This window comes from Enterobacter cloacae complex sp. IR5450, from assembly GCF_049238665.1.
GTDB classification, from domain to species: Bacteria; Pseudomonadota; Gammaproteobacteria; order Enterobacterales; family Enterobacteriaceae; genus Enterobacter; species Enterobacter hormaechei_C.
In genome coordinates this window covers 32,032-47,289 of the sequence record NZ_JBMKIC010000019.1, presented here as the reverse complement: position 1 = coordinate 47,289, position 15,258 = coordinate 32,032, and the positions used below count along the sequence as shown (strand labels likewise).

The window sequence follows — 15,258 nt, the reverse complement described above, 5'->3', positions numbered from 1 at the left end:
GGGGGAGCAAATGGCTGATTTAGACGACATCAAAGACGGCAAGGATTTTGGCATCGGTACGCCGCAGCAGAATGTGCCGTACACCCTGAAGGGCTGCGGCTCGCTCGACTGGGGCATGCAGTCAAGGCTTTCGCGCATTTTCAACCCGCAGAGCAACCGCACGGTGATGCTGGCCTTTGACCACGGCTACTTTCAGGGACCGACCACCGGCCTTGAGCGTATCGATCTCTCCATCGCGCCGCTGTTTGGCGAAACCGACGTGCTGATGTGCACCCGCGGCATCCTCAGGAGCCAGGTACCTGCCGCGACGAACAAACCGGTGGTGCTGCGCGCCTCCGGCGGTAACTCGATTCTGGGCGAGCTGTCTAACGAGTGCGTGGCGGTGGCGATGGAAGACGCGCTGCGCCTGAACGTCTGCGCGGTGGCGGCGCAGGTATACATCGGAAGCGAGTTTGAGCATCAGTCGATCAACAATATCATCAAGCTGGTCGATGCAGGGGCGCGCTACGGCATGCCGACGCTGGCGGTGACGGGCGTGGGGAAAGAGATGGCGCGTGACGCTCGGTATTTTTCGCTGGCAAGCCGCATCGCCGCCGAAATGGGGGCGCAGTTCGTCAAAACCTATTACGTGGACGAGGGCTTTGAAAAAGTGACCGCCAGCTGCCCGGTGCCGATCGTTATCGCGGGGGGCAAAAAGCTGCCGGAGCACGAGGCGCTGGAGATGTGCTGGCGGGCGATTGACCAGGGCGCGTCCGGCGTGGACATGGGGCGGAATATCTTCCAGTCCAGCGCGCCGCTCGCCATGCTGAAGGCGGTGAAGAAAGTGGTTCACGAGAACTGGAATGCCCGCGATGCGTTCCAGTTCTGGCAGGAAGAGAAACAGGGAGAAGCAAAATGAACGTGACGCTGGTGGAGATCAACATCAAGCCCGAGCGGGTGGACGAGTTTCTGGAGGTATTTCGCGCCAACCACGAGGGGGCGATCAAGGAGCCGGGCAACCTGCGCTTCGACGTATTGCAGGACCCGCGGGTGAAAACCCGGTTCTTTATCTACGAAGCCTATAAAGACGAAGAGGCGGTGCTGGCGCATAAGCAAACCCCGCACTATCTCGCGTGCGTGGATAAGCTGGAGGAGCTGATGTCGGAGCCGCGCAAAAAACGCAGCTTTGTCGGATTGTTGCCGGAGTAGCGGTTTTGCCTGGTGGCGCTGCGCTTACCGGGCCTACGGGTACGGGGGGTGTTGATTTTGTAGGCCGGGTAAGCGCAGCGCCACCCGGCGTTGTTCACGCCAGCTCCAGCAACTGAATACGCGCCGTCGCGCCCGGCATCAGCTTTTGCAGATTGCTCACCAGCTCATCGCCAGCTTCCTGTAATGCCGCCAGCGGCATCGACGGCAGGCTTTCGAGAATAAACCACATGGACTGCGCCTGGCTGTCCAGACGCGTGCGTATCCCCTGTCGCCAGTTCCAGCGGCGGCAGGTGATGCCAAGATCGTCACGCCAGATAACTTCGCCTGGCTCCGGATTTTCGACTACCGGCTCACCCTCTTTGACGGTATCAAACGGCTCGCTGCCGTCGGCCAGCGTCAGGCGCGGCGCTCCCGAGTAAGCCGCCAGATTTTCTCCCCCTACCGGAATAGCGTAGCGGATACTGATGGCATTATAGATATCCACCACCGGGTCGAGCTGCGGCAGCGAACCGTCTCTCATCACGCGCTTGCGCAGGGCCGAGGCCGAGCAGGGCGTACGTTTGGGTTTTGCACCAAAGGCTTTAAACACCTCATCCCAGGCGGCGAGATGATTTTCTGCCCAGGGCACATCATCATTGAGCATCTGCTGGCAGGCCTGCGCCAGCGCAGCGGGCGCAACCTCCGGTTGGGTAATCGGGGCAGCTTCAACCAGAATGCTCAGCGCCCGAAAGCCGGGCGCGATCCCGACAAGTCGCGAATCTATTGACGGTGTTACAAGAGACATAAATAATCCTGTATTGACTGTTTTATACAATGGTAGTGACCAATGACTGATAAAGTCAATATAATGACCGGTGCGGGTGCCGATGTTGCCCAGGTAAGCCTGGCCGTCGCGAACCGTATCCGCAGCTGGCGGAAAGAGAAAAAACTGTCGCTGGACGAGCTTTCTCGCCGCGCCAGCGTCAGCAAAGGCATGCTGGTGGAGATCGAAAAAGGGGCTGCCAACCCCAGCATTGCCATTCTGTGTAAACTGGCCGCCGCGCTTGGCGTCTCGGTGGCAGATATCGTTAACGTCTCCAGCGAGCCGCAGATACACATTATTCAGGAAGAGGCGATCCCGGTTCTGTGGCAGGGCGCACAGGGCGGTTACGCCAGATTGCTGGCAGGCACCGCAGGCCCGGATATGATTGAGCTGTGGCAGTGGGAGATGCATCCGGGAGAAACGTTCACCTCTCCGGGACATCCGGCGGGAACGTTTGAGCTGCTGCACGTGAACGAAGGCATGTTAACCCTGACGGTGGACGAGACGGTAACGCAGGTAGCTGCCGGGGCGTCGGCGGTGGCGAAAACGGAAGCGGCGCACGGCTATGCCAATGAAAGCGATACCGTGCTTCGCTTCACCATGACGGTGGCAGAGTTTCACCGATAAAAAGCAGCCCGGTGGCGCTACGCTTACCGGGCTTGCATATGCAGTGTGTTGTAGGCCGGGAAAGCGTAGCGCCACCCGGCTTTTTTTACGCCTCTTCCACACTCACCCGCAGCGCCGCCAGCGCCTTACGCGCCGCCTTCAGCACCTGCTCACACTGCTCAATGGTGAGCGTCAACGGTGGTTCAATGCGGATGGTTTTCGAGTTGTTAAGCGTTCCCGCCACCAGTACCCGCTGGCGGAACATCTCGCTTGCGAAGCTATAACCGGTTTCGTTATCAACGAACTCAATCGCCATCAGCATCCCTTTCCCGCGCGCATCCTGTACCAGATCCGGGTATTCCCGGCCCAGCTGGCGGAAGCCGTCCAGCAGCATGTCGCCTTTCTGCTCCGCCTGCGCAGGCAGGTTTTGCTCCAGCAGCACGTTGATGGTCGCCAGCGCGGCCGCGCAGGCCAGCGGGTTACCGCCAAAGGTGGTGGTATGCAGGAATGGATTGTCGAACAGCACCGAGAACACCTCTTCAGTGGCGACCGTTGCGCCAATCGGCATCACGCCGCCGCCGAGCGCTTTTGCCAGGCACAGAATATCCGGCTGAACGTTCTCATGCTCACAGGCGAACATCTTGCCGGTGCGCCCCATCCCGGTCTGCACTTCGTCGAGGATCAGCAGCGCGCCAAACTCATCGCACAGCTGACGCACGGCGGGCAGATAGCCCTGCGGCGGGAGGATCACGCCGCCTTCACCCTGAATCGGCTCCAGGATCACCGCCGCCACGTCGTCGCCGGTTTTACGGCATTCGCCGAGCATGGTGCGCATGGCGTTGATGTCGCCGAACGGTACGTGGCGGAAGCCCGGCAGCAGCGGCATAAACGGTTTACGGAAAGTGGATTTAGCGGTCGCCGACAGCGCGCCCAGGGATTTCCCGTGGAACGCGCCGCTGGTGGCGATAAAGGTAAATTTCCCGCGTGGCGACTGGTACGCTTTGGCGAGTTTAATCGCCGCTTCGACCGATTCGGTGCCGCTGTTGCTGAAGAAGCTGTATTTCAGTTTGCCGGGCGTTAAGGCTGCCAGCGTTTTCGCGAGCATGGCGCGAAGCGGATCGAGCAGTTCCTGGCTATGGAGAGGTTGTTTCGCAAGTTGATTCTGTACGGCGGAAACCACAACTGGATTACGGTGCCCCACGTTGAAAATACCAAAACCACCCAGGCAATCGATAAACTCCTGTCCCTGGGTGTCGACAAGCGTATTCAGACTGCCCGCTTGCCACTCTACGGCTCCGTAATCCCCGCCGGCGGTAACAGATTTGCGATACTCCAGAAAACCAGGATTCACATGCTCTTTAAAGTAATCAATGACCTCACGGTTAAGTTGTTTCATCTCCTCATGATCAAGCGTTCGCTTTTCAATGAGATTCAGTGCGTGCGCGGTACAGGCAAGAGCCGAGGCGCTGGAAGGTAACCTGTTCAAAATATGCTCCCGGGGATCGCGTATCACATGATACTGAGTTAATTATTGCAGGGATTACGCCACCTCAGATGCCTTAACAAAAATCGGGATAAACGCCAGGCGAAATCAAATTTGCACAATATTTAATCATGCCATTGCGCGCCGCACGGGATAAGGGATAACGAGCCGGGGATGGGGTGTCGTCAATTGCACTACCCCAGGGCAGGAAATGCGCCTTAAGTGTGCGCCGGGGGATCATGCTTTGTAGGTAGTTTCGTCTCGAAAGTATTTTAAATCAATTAATTAGAAAAACGCACGAAAAGTGCGGTTTAACCGAGATTTGCGATCTCAATCATATTTAACAACTAAAGATAAATTTTTTATCGCCGAAAAAACATAAGCCACAAAATTAACATTCAAATAACCTGCAAGGGATGCTCACTATGTCCTCTCCTGACTATGTCACCCAGAATGAATATCCGCTGGACGATGACACCACGCTTATGTCGACCACCGACCTCCACAGCTACATGACCCACACTAACGACACCTTTGTGCAAGTGAGCGGCTTTACGCTCCAGGAGCTGCTCGGGCAACCGCACAACATTGTGCGCCATCCGGATATGCCGAAAGCGGCTTTTGCCGACATGTGGTACACGCTGCAAAAGGGCGAACCCTGGAGCGGGATTGTCAAAAACCGACGTAAAAATGGCGATCACTATTGGGTACGCGCCAATGCGGTACCGATGGTGCGTAACGGCCAGATGACGGGCTATATGTCCATTCGTACCCGCGCCACCGAGGACGAGGTCGCCGCAGTGGAGCCGCTTTATAAGGCGCTCAACGAAGGACGTAGCAAAAAACGCATTCATAAAGGGCTGGTGGTGCGCAAAGGCTGGCTCGGCAAATTACCGGCGATGCCGCTGCGCTGGCGCGTGCGCAGCGTAATGGCGGTACTTTTTGCGGTGATGGCCGCAACGCTGGTTGCCAGTGCCGCGGGCTGGGCTTCGCTGGTGGCGGCAGCCGTGGTGATGCTGCTTGGCACCCTGGTGTTTGAGCAACAGATTGTCCGCCCGGTGGAAAACGTCGCACGGCAGGCGCTCAGGGTCGCTACCGGAGAGCGTAACAGCGTGCAGCATCTTAACCGCAGCGATGAACTGGGGCTGACGCTGCGGGCCGTCGGACAGCTGGGGCTGATGTGCCGCTGGCTGATCAACGACGTCTCCAGCCAGGTGGTGAGCGTGCGCGACGGCAGCGACAGGCTGGCGCAGGGCAATGAAGATCTCAACGACCGCACGCGCCAGACCGTGGCTAACGTGCAGCAGACCGTGGCAACAATGAACCAGATGGCGGCGTCGGTGCAGAGTAACTCTGAGACCGCAGCCGAAGTCGACAAGCTGTCGATGGCCGCCAGCAGCGCGGCCACGCAGGGGGGCACCGTGATGCAGACCGTGGTGAAAACCATGGATGACATAGCCGACAGTACCCAGCGCATTGGCTCTATTACCTCGCTTATCAATGACATTGCCTTCCAGACCAATATTCTGGCGCTGAACGCCGCGGTTGAGGCGGCACGCGCGGGCGAGCAGGGGAAAGGCTTTGCGGTGGTGGCGGGCGAAGTGCGTCATCTTGCCAGCCGCAGCGCGAATGCAGCTAACGATATTCGTAAGCTGATCGACGCCAGCGCCAGCAAAGTGCAGTCGGGCGCCGATCAGGTCCACGCCGCGGGACGTACCATGGATGATATTGTCGAGCAGGTGAAAAACGTCACGCAGCTTATCGCGCAGATTAGCCACGCCACCTCAGAGCAGGCGACAGGCCTGACAGAGCTGACCCGTGCCGTGGCAGAGCTGGACAGCATTACGCAGAAAAATGCTGACCTGGTCGAAGAGAGCGCGCAGATTTCCGCGATGGTTAAGCACCGGGCCGGACGTCTTGAAGATGCGGTTACCGTGCTGCATTAAGAAATGCATGCTTCGATAAAGCCGTTTATTCCTCCGGGGTAAACGGCTTTTTTGTTTTTCAGAATAAGTTATGTTGTTAATGAAATATTAAGTAACTAAAAAAACACCCGATTTTTAATTGCTACGCCCCGGATTTATTGAAAGTGAGAAATAAAAAAACGATCAAAGTCATAAAGTTAGAGAGTTTCCTGTCGATAACAGCGATCGTCTGAGAAATAATCACATCGATGGGGTAAATATGTTCATACATGACGTAAAGATCGGCACGAAATTATTTCTGGCGTTTGGATTATTTATTGTCCTGATGGTCGTCAGCGCAAGCTTGTCTCTGATGAGCCTGAATCGGGCAAACAATGGAATGCAAACCATCCTTACCAGCGATTATCCAACGACGGTAAAAGCGAACCAGTTAATCGACAACTTCCAGGAATTTATCAGCACGCAGCAGCTCATGCTGCTGGACGAACAGGGGACGTACACGGCGCAATCAGAGCAGCGTCTGAAGGCGATCAGCGAGCGCATCGCCGCAATCCTGAGCGAGCTGGACAACGCTCTCAAGGATAAAAAATCCCAACAGGTGCTGGCCGATATCCACGGCGTGCGCCAGCAATATCTTGACTCGCGCTACCGCATTTTGCAGGCCGTGCAGAATAACGACCGTGCGGGCGCGATAAACGAAATGATGACCAACACCCTGAACCTGCAACAGTCCTATAAAGCGAAAGTGCAGGCGTTGATTGCGATCCAGGACCATGAAATGCAGAGTGCGGGCGAGCAGGTGGAAGGTGATTTCCGCACCAATCGTCTCCTGCTGATCCTGATTACGCTTTTTAGCGTCGCGGCAGCCAGCCTGACTGGCTGGTTCATTGTGCGATCCATTACCCGCCCGCTGAACGACGCGGTGAATTTTGCGGAGGCCATTGCCGATGGCGATCTCACCGGCAGCATTACCTCGCACGGTAAAGATGAAACCGGACTGCTACTCACCGCACTGATGGAGATGAAAACGCGCCTGCTGGAGATTGTGCAGCAGGTGCAAACCGGATCGGAAAACATCTCCAGCGCCGCCGCGCAGATTGTCGCGGGCAACCAGGATCTGGCTGCCCGCACGGAGGAGCAGGCCAGTTCCGTTGAACAGACGGCTGCGTCGATGGAGCAGATCACCGCTACGGTGAAGAACACCGCGTCCCACACCGGAGAAGCGACGAACCTGTCTGCCGATGCGGCTGCCGTGGTCAAAAACAACGGCGAGATGATGAAGCAGGTCACCAGCAAGATGCGCCTGATCAACGAAACATCGAACAGGATGTCCGACATTATCGACCTGATCGACGCCATTGCCTTCCAGACTAATATTCTGGCGCTGAACGCGGCGGTCGAAGCGGCGCGCGCGGGTGAGCATGGTCGCGGCTTTGCGGTGGTGGCGGGCGAGGTACGTCAGCTCGCGCAGAAAAGTGCAACATCCGCGAGTGAGATCCGCCAGCTGATTGAAAGCTCCACAAGCCAGACGCAGGACGGCATGAACCTTGTGGAGAAGGCCAGCGGGCTTATCAACGGCATGGTCGGCAACGTGGAAGAGATGGACGTCATCCTGCGTGAGATTCGCCAGGCCAGCCACGAACAGACGGAAGGCATCTCGCAGATCAACAGCGCGATTGGCCTGATAGACGCCACCACCCAGCAGAACTCCGCGCTGGTGGAGGAGTCCGTTGCGGCGGCGGCATCCCTTAACGAACAGGCCATGCACCTGAAAGAGCTGGTCCGCGTGTTCCGCGTGAGCGACGGCGTGCTGGCTTAATCCAGCTGGGAGATCTCCAGTGCCGCGCGGTCAATCACGCCGATAATCTGTTTTAACTGCGCGTCGCTGAGCTCTCCCTGATTAACCTTCAGATCCAGAACCGCTTTGAAGTTATCCAGCGCCCGCTTCATCTGCGGGTTTTTGCGCAGCTGGAAACCGACGGAGCGCGCCTTGATACGCGTCTGGATCTGCTCCAGCTGTTCCCGGTTATCTTCCAGCCACTGTTCTCCGGCGGCGTTAATCGCAATCCGCTTACGGCCGTTCTCTTCTTCGGTAATGGTGATAAGCGCCTGATCCTGCAAGTAATCCAGCGTCGGATAGATCACGCCAGGGCTTGGCGTGTAATGTCCCTGCGTCAGGTTCTCGATCTCTTTGATCAGCTCATAACCATGGCTCGCGTTGCGGGTCAGGATATCCAGGATCACCAGCCGCAGATCGCCATGACCAAAAAATCGTGGCCGGCGTCCGCCGCCGTCGTGTTCGTGTCGCATGTTTCTTCCTCAATTTGATATATCTAAACTATATCTAAGATATATTCAGATGCAATCTAAAAAATCTTGATTTCTGAGTTAATAGCAATCATTATCATTAAAAATTCATTCCGATATATCGTATTCACCTGAGAAGGGCATCAACATGGCATCTACCCGTTACCCTCAACGTGTCCGCAATGACCTGCGTTTTCGTGAGCTGAACGTGATGCGCACTGAGCGAGTCAGTGCAGGATTTCAGCGCATTGTGCTAGGCGGCGAGGCGCTGGAGGGCTTTAGCTCTCGCGGCTTTGACGACCATACCAAAGTCTTTTTCCCGGCACCGGGCACCACTTTCGTGCCGCCTGTGGTGACTGATGAAGGCATCGACTGGGGCGACGGCGTGCGTCCGCAAGCGCGTGACTATACCCCGCTGTACGATGACGAAAAACATGAGCTGGCGCTCGATTTCTTCGTTCATGATGGTGTCATTGCCAGCAACTGGGCGGTAGAGGCGAAGGTGGGCGACAAGCTGACCATCGGCGGTCCGCGTGGTTCGCTGGTGGTGCCGGAAGATTACGCCTGGCAGCTGTACGTGTGCGACGAGTCGGGCATGCCCGCGCTGCGCCGCCGTTTAGAAAGCATCGCAAAACTGCCTGTTCGCCCGGCGATCCACGCCATCGTCACCGTGGGCGATGCGACGTACCAGGACTATCTGGCGCACCTGAGCGGGTTCAACATCACCTGGGTTATTGGCCACAACGAGCAGGCGGTAGCCGACCATCTTGCAGCGCTGGCCGTGCCGGAAGAGGATTACTTTATCTGGCTGACCGGGGAGGGGAAGGGGGTGAAACGCCTGAGCCGTCAGTTTGAAACCGACGCAATTGACCCACAGCTGGTGCGTGCCAGCGCGTACTGGCACGCCAAATAATCAGGCAGCGGGATCCAGCTGCGCTTCGCTCACCTGATGTTCGAGCGAGGCGCATACCTCTTTCAGCGCTTTCTCCTGCTGGGCAAAGTAGGCTTCCATATTGCTGAGCGACGAGACGAGCAGCCAGGACTCTTCTTTCTCCAGCTCTGCCAGCTCGTTCACCAGGGTGTCGATTTGCTCACGCACCTGCGCCATCTTTTTACGAATACGTTCCAGGTCGTTCAGCCTGTCGCTCGCCATCATCGGTTCAAACCCTTGTTGCAGACGGGCGATCAGCGAGCGAATGGCCTTCACGTCGCCGCGCTGTTTGGCCTGGTTGAGTTGCACCATCATCCTGTTGGCTTCCTCTTTTAAATCATCGGCAACCAGATCCGGGTGGCATAGCTTGCTCGCCTGACGCCAGAGCCGCTTCAGCTCGTTCCGATCCTCTTCAGAGAGATCCTTGCCTTTACGCAGGCGAACTTCGGCATCATGATGCTGTTCGCGATACTTCTTGTACTCTTCGTTGGCCTCATCGCGCGCCTGACGTGCCGGCTCTTCTTCACGCGTTAAACCGGTCTCCAGCTCCATCGCTTCGGCCAGCAGGTTGGCAATCAGATTACTTTGCTGCTGAAGATGCTTGCGCGCCTCTGCCGCCTGAACGGAATCCGCAGGCAGATCTCGCCAGCGCCGGGTGAGCGTTATCAGAACCTCTACGGCCTGCGCCATATAGCTTTGGCAGCGGCGGTAATCCTCTTCCCGACGACGCGTCTCCGCCTGCTGACGACGCAGGTTAAGCTCCGCCAGCGTTTTACGCAGGGCGAGGATCTGCTGCATCAACGGCCCGAGGCGGGAGAAATAGAGATCGTTGAACTCATCAAGCTGCTGTACCCGGGCGTTACGGCGATCAATCAGATCGCGCAGACGCTCTTCCAGGGCTTTTAGCTCCAGCTTGCTGGCCGCCAGCTGCGGGTCACGCCACGGGGTAACGGCGCGCTGGCTTTGCAGCCAGGCGGTGATAGCGCGAAGGGCTGCGGTATAGTTTTTCTGCTCAAGCGCCGCGACGATGGACAGGAGTTCATCGTCAAAGGCTTCCTCTTTGAGACGTTTCAACTGGCTCCGGATGATGTCGTCATCTTCCAGCTCAATGGCATTTTTAATGATTTCTAGCCGTTTGATCGGTGTGCTCATGATGCCTTTCGCTCTGGCGCTTAAGTATTTGAGTTAAGGTTAGTTGTTGTAAAAGCTACAGGAAATAATACACACGGATGATGATCGGCGCGATGGGGGATTTCTTTAGTTTTTAGGGTTTGTGAGGGGAAGCGGCAGGCCGGGCTACGTGTGGTGGATTACTTACAAAAAAGCCACTCAATCGAGTGGCTTAACTGGATGATTCTAAAGCTAAAATTTGGTGGCCCCTGCTGGACTTGAACCAGCGACCAAGCGATTATGAGTCGCCTGCTCTAACCACTGAGCTAAGGGGCCGTGGCGGTGAATTATAAAGTAACTCCCCTCAGCAATCCAGCCATTCACACCTGCCTGCTGTTTTTATAAACAACGCATAATCAATCCTTTATACTTATCTTAAGATGCATAGACAGGAGTAGAGATGATCAACGATATTCTGGCCCCTGGCCTGCGGGTGGTGTTCTGCGGTATTAATCCGGGCAAGTCATCGGCGCACACCGGTTTTCACTTTGCTCATCCGGGAAATTGCTTCTGGAAGGTGATCCACCAGGCCGGATTTACCGACAAACAGCTTAAGCCGGAAGAAGAGCAGCAGCTGCTGGATACGCGCTGTGGCATCACCATGCTGGTCGAGCGACCCACGGTGCAGGCGAGCGAAGTGAATCTGCATGAGCTGCGCGCTGGCGGGCGTGAGCTGATCGCGAAAATTGAAGACTATCAGCCCGCGGCGCTGGCGATCCTCGGCAAGCAGGCCTACGAGCAGGCGTTCAGCCAGCGCGGTGTGAAGTGGGGTAAGCAGAACATTACCATTGGCGTAACGCAGGTTTGGGTGTTGCCGAACCCCAGCGGGCTGAATAGGGCGACGCTGGACAAGCTGGTGGAGGCGTATCGGGAACTTGATGAGGCGCTTGTGGTGAGGGGGCTTTAGCTCCTCTGCGGCCTGATGCCCTCACCCTGACCCTCTCCCACAGGGAGAGGGAATAAACAAAAAAAGCTCCCGATTGGGAGCTTTTTCATTTCAGGACCGATTAATCGTCCAGGAAGCTACGCAGCACTTCAGAGCGGCTCGGATGGCGCAGCTTACGCAGCGCCTTCGCTTCGATCTGACGGATACGTTCGCGGGTCACGTCAAACTGTTTACCCACTTCTTCCAGCGTGTGGTCGGTGTTCATATCGATACCGAAACGCATACGCAGCACTTTGGCTTCACGGGCGGTCAGGCCAGCCAGCACGTCGTGCGTAGCGGCACGCAGGCTCTCGGTGGTGGCAGAGTCCAGCGGCAGCTCGAGGGTGGTATCCTCGATGAAATCACCCAGATGCGAATCTTCATCATCACCGATTGGCGTTTCCATGGAGATTGGCTCTTTAGCGATTTTCAGCACTTTACGGATTTTGTCTTCCGGCATCAGCATGCGTTCAGCCAGCTCTTCCGGCGTCGGCTCGCGGCCCATCTCCTGCAACATCTGGCGAGAGATACGGTTGAGTTTGTTGATGGTCTCAATCATATGCACCGGAATACGGATGGTGCGCGCCTGGTCTGCGATAGAGCGGGTGATCGCCTGACGGATCCACCAGGTAGCATAGGTGGAGAACTTGTAACCACGACGGTATTCAAACTTATCTACCGCTTTCATCAGACCGATGTTGCCTTCCTGAATCAGATCCAGGAATTGCAGGCCACGGTTGGTGTATTTCTTGGCGATAGAGATAACCAGACGTAAGTTTGCTTCAACCATCTCTTTCTTCGCACGGCGGGCTTTCGCTTCACCGATGGACATACGACGGTTGATGTCTTTCACCTGCTCGATGGTCAGGCCGGTCTCTTCTTCAATCTGATGCAGTTTTTGCAGGCCGCGCTGTACGTCTTCTTTCACGTCGTGCAGCTTTTCAGACCACGGCTTGTTCATCGCGATAGCGGCGTTGAACCAGGTTTCGCTGGTTTCGTTGCCGGTGAAGAGGGTGATGAAGTTCTTCTTCGGCATTTTGCACTGTTCAACGCACAGCTTCATGATGATACGTTCCTGGGTACGTACGCGATCCATCATCACGCGCATGCTGTTCACCAGGTAGTCGAACTGTTTTGGTACCAGGCGGAACTGTTTGAACACTTCAGACAGCTTCAGGATCTCTTCCTGAGCAGCGGCATGGCTGCGGCCTTTCGCTTTGATGGTGTCACGCGTCACTTCGTACTGGGTACGCAGCTCGGCAAATTTCTCACGCGCCAGTTCAGGGTCGATGCTGTTGTCGTCATCGCTGCTGTCGTCGTCTTCTTCTTCATCTTCGTCTTCGTCGTCATCCATCTCTTCCTGAGACAGCTCAGAACCGACGTGAGTGGCGGTTGGCGCCATATCTTCTTCAGCGTTCGGGTCGACAAAGCCAGTGATCAGATCGGACAGACGCGCTTCTTCTGCTTCAACGCGATCGTACTGCTCCAGCAGATAGGTGATCGCTTCCGGGTATTCGGCAACAGAGCACTGAACCTGGTTGATCCCGTCTTCGATGCGTTTTGCGATGTCAATTTCGCCTTCGCGGGTCAACAGTTCAACGGTACCCATTTCGCGCATGTACATGCGGACCGGGTCAGTGGTACGCCCGATTTCAGATTCCACGCTGGACAGGACCTGTGCAGCAGCTTCTTCCGCATCTTCGTCAGTGTTGTTGGAGGTTTCAGCCAGCAACAGATCATCGGCATCCGGTGCTTCTTCCATCACCTGAATGCCCATGTCATTGATCATTTGGATGATATCTTCGATCTGATCTGAATCGACGATATCTTCCGGCAGATGGTCATTGACCTCGGCATAGGTCAGATAGCCTTGCTCCTTACCGCGTTGGACAAGAAGTTTCAGCTGTGACTGCGGGTTTTGCTCCATAAGACGGTATCCACACTTAATTCGTTTGATTGGTGTCGGCGATGGGCTGCCAACCTTTAAAGCGAGGGCGTACTTATATTTTTGCCGCTGCCTCTCAGTGCGGCTGCCGGGGGCTTCCCGATCGATATTCGGCACTTAAGCCGTTAAATTTTTTATTTCTTCGCCAGTTCCTGGTTAATCATCCAGAGCTCCCGGCGTTCTTCGCTGCTTAGGCCATGGGTGCGCTCGCGAGCTATCAACTCTTCCTGGCGCAACTCAAGCATCGAATCAAACATATGGTTGAGTGAGTCGGTGAACGTTTTTTCTGCGATATCCTTATCTGCTATATCGTCCCACATCGACAGTTTTTCAAGGGTAGCGGCCTCTTTTGTGCCGCGATAATGCTCTAAAAGTTGTCCGGTGGTCAGACCTGGCTGAGACAAACAAGTGTTGACCAATTCTGAAAATAAGCCAAGCCCGGGCAATTTTTCGTGGTTCAAACCCGCCAGCGACGGCACTTGCGGAGCAAGTTCGGGGTTTTGCACCAGCAACCCTATCAGTATACGCATGGTTGTGCGTTTTAGCTGAGGCGCGGGGCGTACCGTGCCGTTTTCAGCCTGTTTCGGCATTAAACGTTCAAGCTGGCTGTCATCCAGAATGCCGAGCTTGTTGCCTAACTCCTGACGCAGATAGATGCGCAGCGTTTCGCCGGGCACCTGGCTGATTAACGGCAGCGCCAGCGTGCTGAGCTGCGCGCGCCCGTCAGGGGTACTCAAATCAACCTGCGGCATCAGGCTGTTAAACAGAAACGTGGAGAGCGGCTGAGCCTGCTCCATCCGCGCTTCAAACGCCGCTTTGCCCTCTTTACGCACCAGCGTATCCGGGTCTTCACCGTCGGGCAGGAACATAAAGCGTAACTGACGCCCGTCGGTCATATACGGCAACGCGGTTTCCAGCGCTCGCCAGGCGGCGTCGCGTCCTGCGCGGTCACCGTCGTAACAGCAAATCACGTTGTTGGTGACGCGGAACAGCAGCTGGATATGGTCCGCCGTGGTGGACGTTCCCAGCGACGCAACGGCATAGTTAATGTCGTACTGCGCCAGCGCAACAACATCCATATAGCCTTCGACGACCAGAAGACGCGGAGGTTCCGCATTATCCTGCTGTGCCTCATAAAGACCGTAAAGCTGGCGGCCCTTATGGAAAATATCGGTTTCCGGGGAGTTAAGGTATTTCGGCAGGGCATCACCCAGCACGCGACCACCAAAACCTATCACCCGGCCACGCTTGTCGCGGATCGGGAACATCACCCGTTCACGGAAGCGGTCGTAGCTTCGTCCCTGGTCGTTGGTGACCAGCATGCCTGCGTCGATGAGGGATTTACGATCTTCGCTATTGCCGCCAAAACGCTTTAACACGTTGTCCCAGCCGGGCGGGGCGTAACCAATAGCGAAACGCGCAATCACATCGTCACTCAGTCCGCGCTTGTTCAGATACTGACGCGCAGGCTCAGCCGCAGAGTGCTTAAGAGACTGTTGGTAAAACGAATTCAGGCCATCCATCAGTTGGTACAGCGTTTGCCGCTGATGGCGCTCGATCTGACTTGGCCCACTGCCCGCTTCATACGGCACTTCAAGGTTATGCATCGCCGCCAGCTCTTCGACGGTTTCAACGAACTCGAGCTTGTCGTAGTTCATCAAAAAATCGACGGCATTACCGTGTGCGCCACAGCCGAAGCAATGGTAGAACTGCTTTTCACCGTTTACGGTGAAAGAGGGGGTTTTTTCGTTATGGAACGGACAGCACGCATGGTAGTTCTTGCCCTGCTTTTTTAGCTTCACCCGCGCGTCGATGAGATCGACGATGTCGGTTCTGGCAAGCAGGTCATTGATGAAAACGCGTGGGATTCTTCCGGCCATATGCCCCAAAAATTTAAGCGACTTATAAACGAAAACAAGCCGCGCATTCCTTCCGGAAGCACGGCCTTACGACTACAACTCTGTCTGTCAATTGAG

General features: G+C 56.1%; 13 protein-coding genes and 1 tRNA gene. 7 read left to right on the top strand and 7 right to left on the bottom strand.

The window, feature by feature from the left end; genetic code table 11:
* Positions 1–10: 10 nt before the first annotated feature.
* Together lsrF and lsrG are read left to right on the top strand one after the other, a co-directional pair.
* Positions 11–898, top strand: a complete 888-nt coding sequence (gene lsrF / locus ACOTYB_RS15245) for a 3-hydroxy-5-phosphonooxypentane-2,4-dione thiolase (RefSeq protein WP_023333522.1) — start codon at positions 11–13, stop codon at positions 896–898.
* Positions 895–1,188 carry a (4S)-4-hydroxy-5-phosphonooxypentane-2,3-dione isomerase gene (gene lsrG / locus ACOTYB_RS15240; protein ID WP_003862606.1) on the top strand — a complete coding sequence of 98 codons (294 nt, stop codon included), beginning with the start codon at positions 895–897 and terminating at the stop codon, positions 1,186–1,188. Before lsrF ends, lsrG begins: the two co-directional genes overlap by 4 nt.
* A gap of 94 nt (positions 1,189–1,282) precedes the next feature.
* Here lsrG and ACOTYB_RS15235 read toward each other — a convergent pair whose 3' ends face one another.
* Positions 1,283–1,972: a B3/4 domain-containing protein gene (locus ACOTYB_RS15235; RefSeq protein WP_023323765.1), complete on the bottom strand. Its 690-nt coding sequence runs from the start codon at positions 1,970–1,972 to the stop codon at positions 1,283–1,285.
* A gap of 42 nt (positions 1,973–2,014) precedes the next feature.
* On the opposite strand from ACOTYB_RS15235, the gene ACOTYB_RS15230 reads away from it, so the two are divergent.
* A complete protein-coding gene (locus tag ACOTYB_RS15230) occupies positions 2,015–2,617 on the top strand; it encodes a helix-turn-helix domain-containing protein (protein ID WP_045343353.1) in 603 nt (200 codons plus the stop codon).
* Positions 2,618–2,702: 85 nt separating this feature from the next.
* Here the strand turns inward: ACOTYB_RS15230 and ygjG are convergent, their stop codons facing one another.
* Positions 2,703–4,082 (bottom strand): putrescine aminotransferase, encoded by a 1,380-nt coding sequence (ygjG, locus tag ACOTYB_RS15225; protein WP_022651884.1) that lies wholly within the window; start codon positions 4,080–4,082, stop codon positions 2,703–2,705.
* 422 nt (positions 4,083–4,504) lie between these two features.
* Here ygjG and ACOTYB_RS15220 point away from each other — a divergent pair, with 422 nt between their 5' ends.
* Positions 4,505–6,025 carry a methyl-accepting chemotaxis protein gene (locus ACOTYB_RS15220; RefSeq protein WP_058652650.1) on the top strand — a complete coding sequence of 507 codons (1,521 nt, stop codon included), beginning with the start codon at positions 4,505–4,507 and terminating at the stop codon, positions 6,023–6,025.
* A gap of 238 nt (positions 6,026–6,263) precedes the next feature.
* Entirely contained in the window at positions 6,264–7,823 is a 1,560-nt protein-coding gene (locus tag ACOTYB_RS15215; RefSeq protein WP_022651882.1) for a methyl-accepting chemotaxis protein, read from the top strand.
* Here the strand turns inward: ACOTYB_RS15215 and ACOTYB_RS15210 are convergent.
* Positions 7,820–8,314 (bottom strand): PadR family transcriptional regulator, encoded by a 495-nt coding sequence (locus ACOTYB_RS15210; protein WP_003862595.1) that lies wholly within the window; start codon positions 8,312–8,314, stop codon positions 7,820–7,822. The genes ACOTYB_RS15215 and ACOTYB_RS15210 overlap by 4 nt on opposite strands.
* 145 nt (positions 8,315–8,459) lie before the next feature.
* On the opposite strand from ACOTYB_RS15210, the gene ACOTYB_RS15205 reads away from it, so the two are divergent.
* Entirely contained in the window at positions 8,460–9,224 is a 765-nt protein-coding gene (locus ACOTYB_RS15205; RefSeq protein WP_409248945.1) for a siderophore-interacting protein, read from the top strand.
* Here the strand turns inward: ACOTYB_RS15205 and ACOTYB_RS15200 are convergent, their stop codons facing one another.
* On the bottom strand, positions 9,225–10,394 hold the full coding sequence (locus ACOTYB_RS15200) for a DNA repair protein (protein WP_045343350.1): 1,170 nt from the start codon (positions 10,392–10,394) through the stop codon (positions 9,225–9,227).
* Positions 10,395–10,612: 218 nt separating this feature from the next.
* Positions 10,613–10,688, bottom strand: a tRNA-Ile gene (locus ACOTYB_RS15195).
* A gap of 124 nt (positions 10,689–10,812) precedes the next feature.
* On the opposite strand from ACOTYB_RS15195, the gene mug reads away from it, so the two are divergent.
* Complete coding sequence (mug, locus tag ACOTYB_RS15190) at positions 10,813–11,319, top strand: G/U mismatch-specific DNA glycosylase (RefSeq protein ID WP_409248946.1); 507 nt, start codon at positions 10,813–10,815, stop codon at positions 11,317–11,319.
* A gap of 100 nt (positions 11,320–11,419) precedes the next feature.
* Here mug and rpoD read toward each other — a convergent pair whose 3' ends face one another.
* Positions 11,420–13,264 carry an RNA polymerase sigma factor RpoD gene (gene rpoD, locus ACOTYB_RS15185; protein WP_006812010.1) on the bottom strand — a complete coding sequence of 615 codons (1,845 nt, stop codon included), beginning with the start codon at positions 13,262–13,264 and terminating at the stop codon, positions 11,420–11,422.
* Positions 13,265–13,416: 152 nt separating this feature from the next.
* Positions 13,417–15,162, bottom strand: coding sequence for a DNA primase (dnaG, locus tag ACOTYB_RS15180; RefSeq protein WP_003862574.1), 1,746 nt, complete (start codon positions 15,160–15,162; stop codon positions 13,417–13,419).
* Positions 15,163–15,258: the final 96 nt, after the last annotated feature.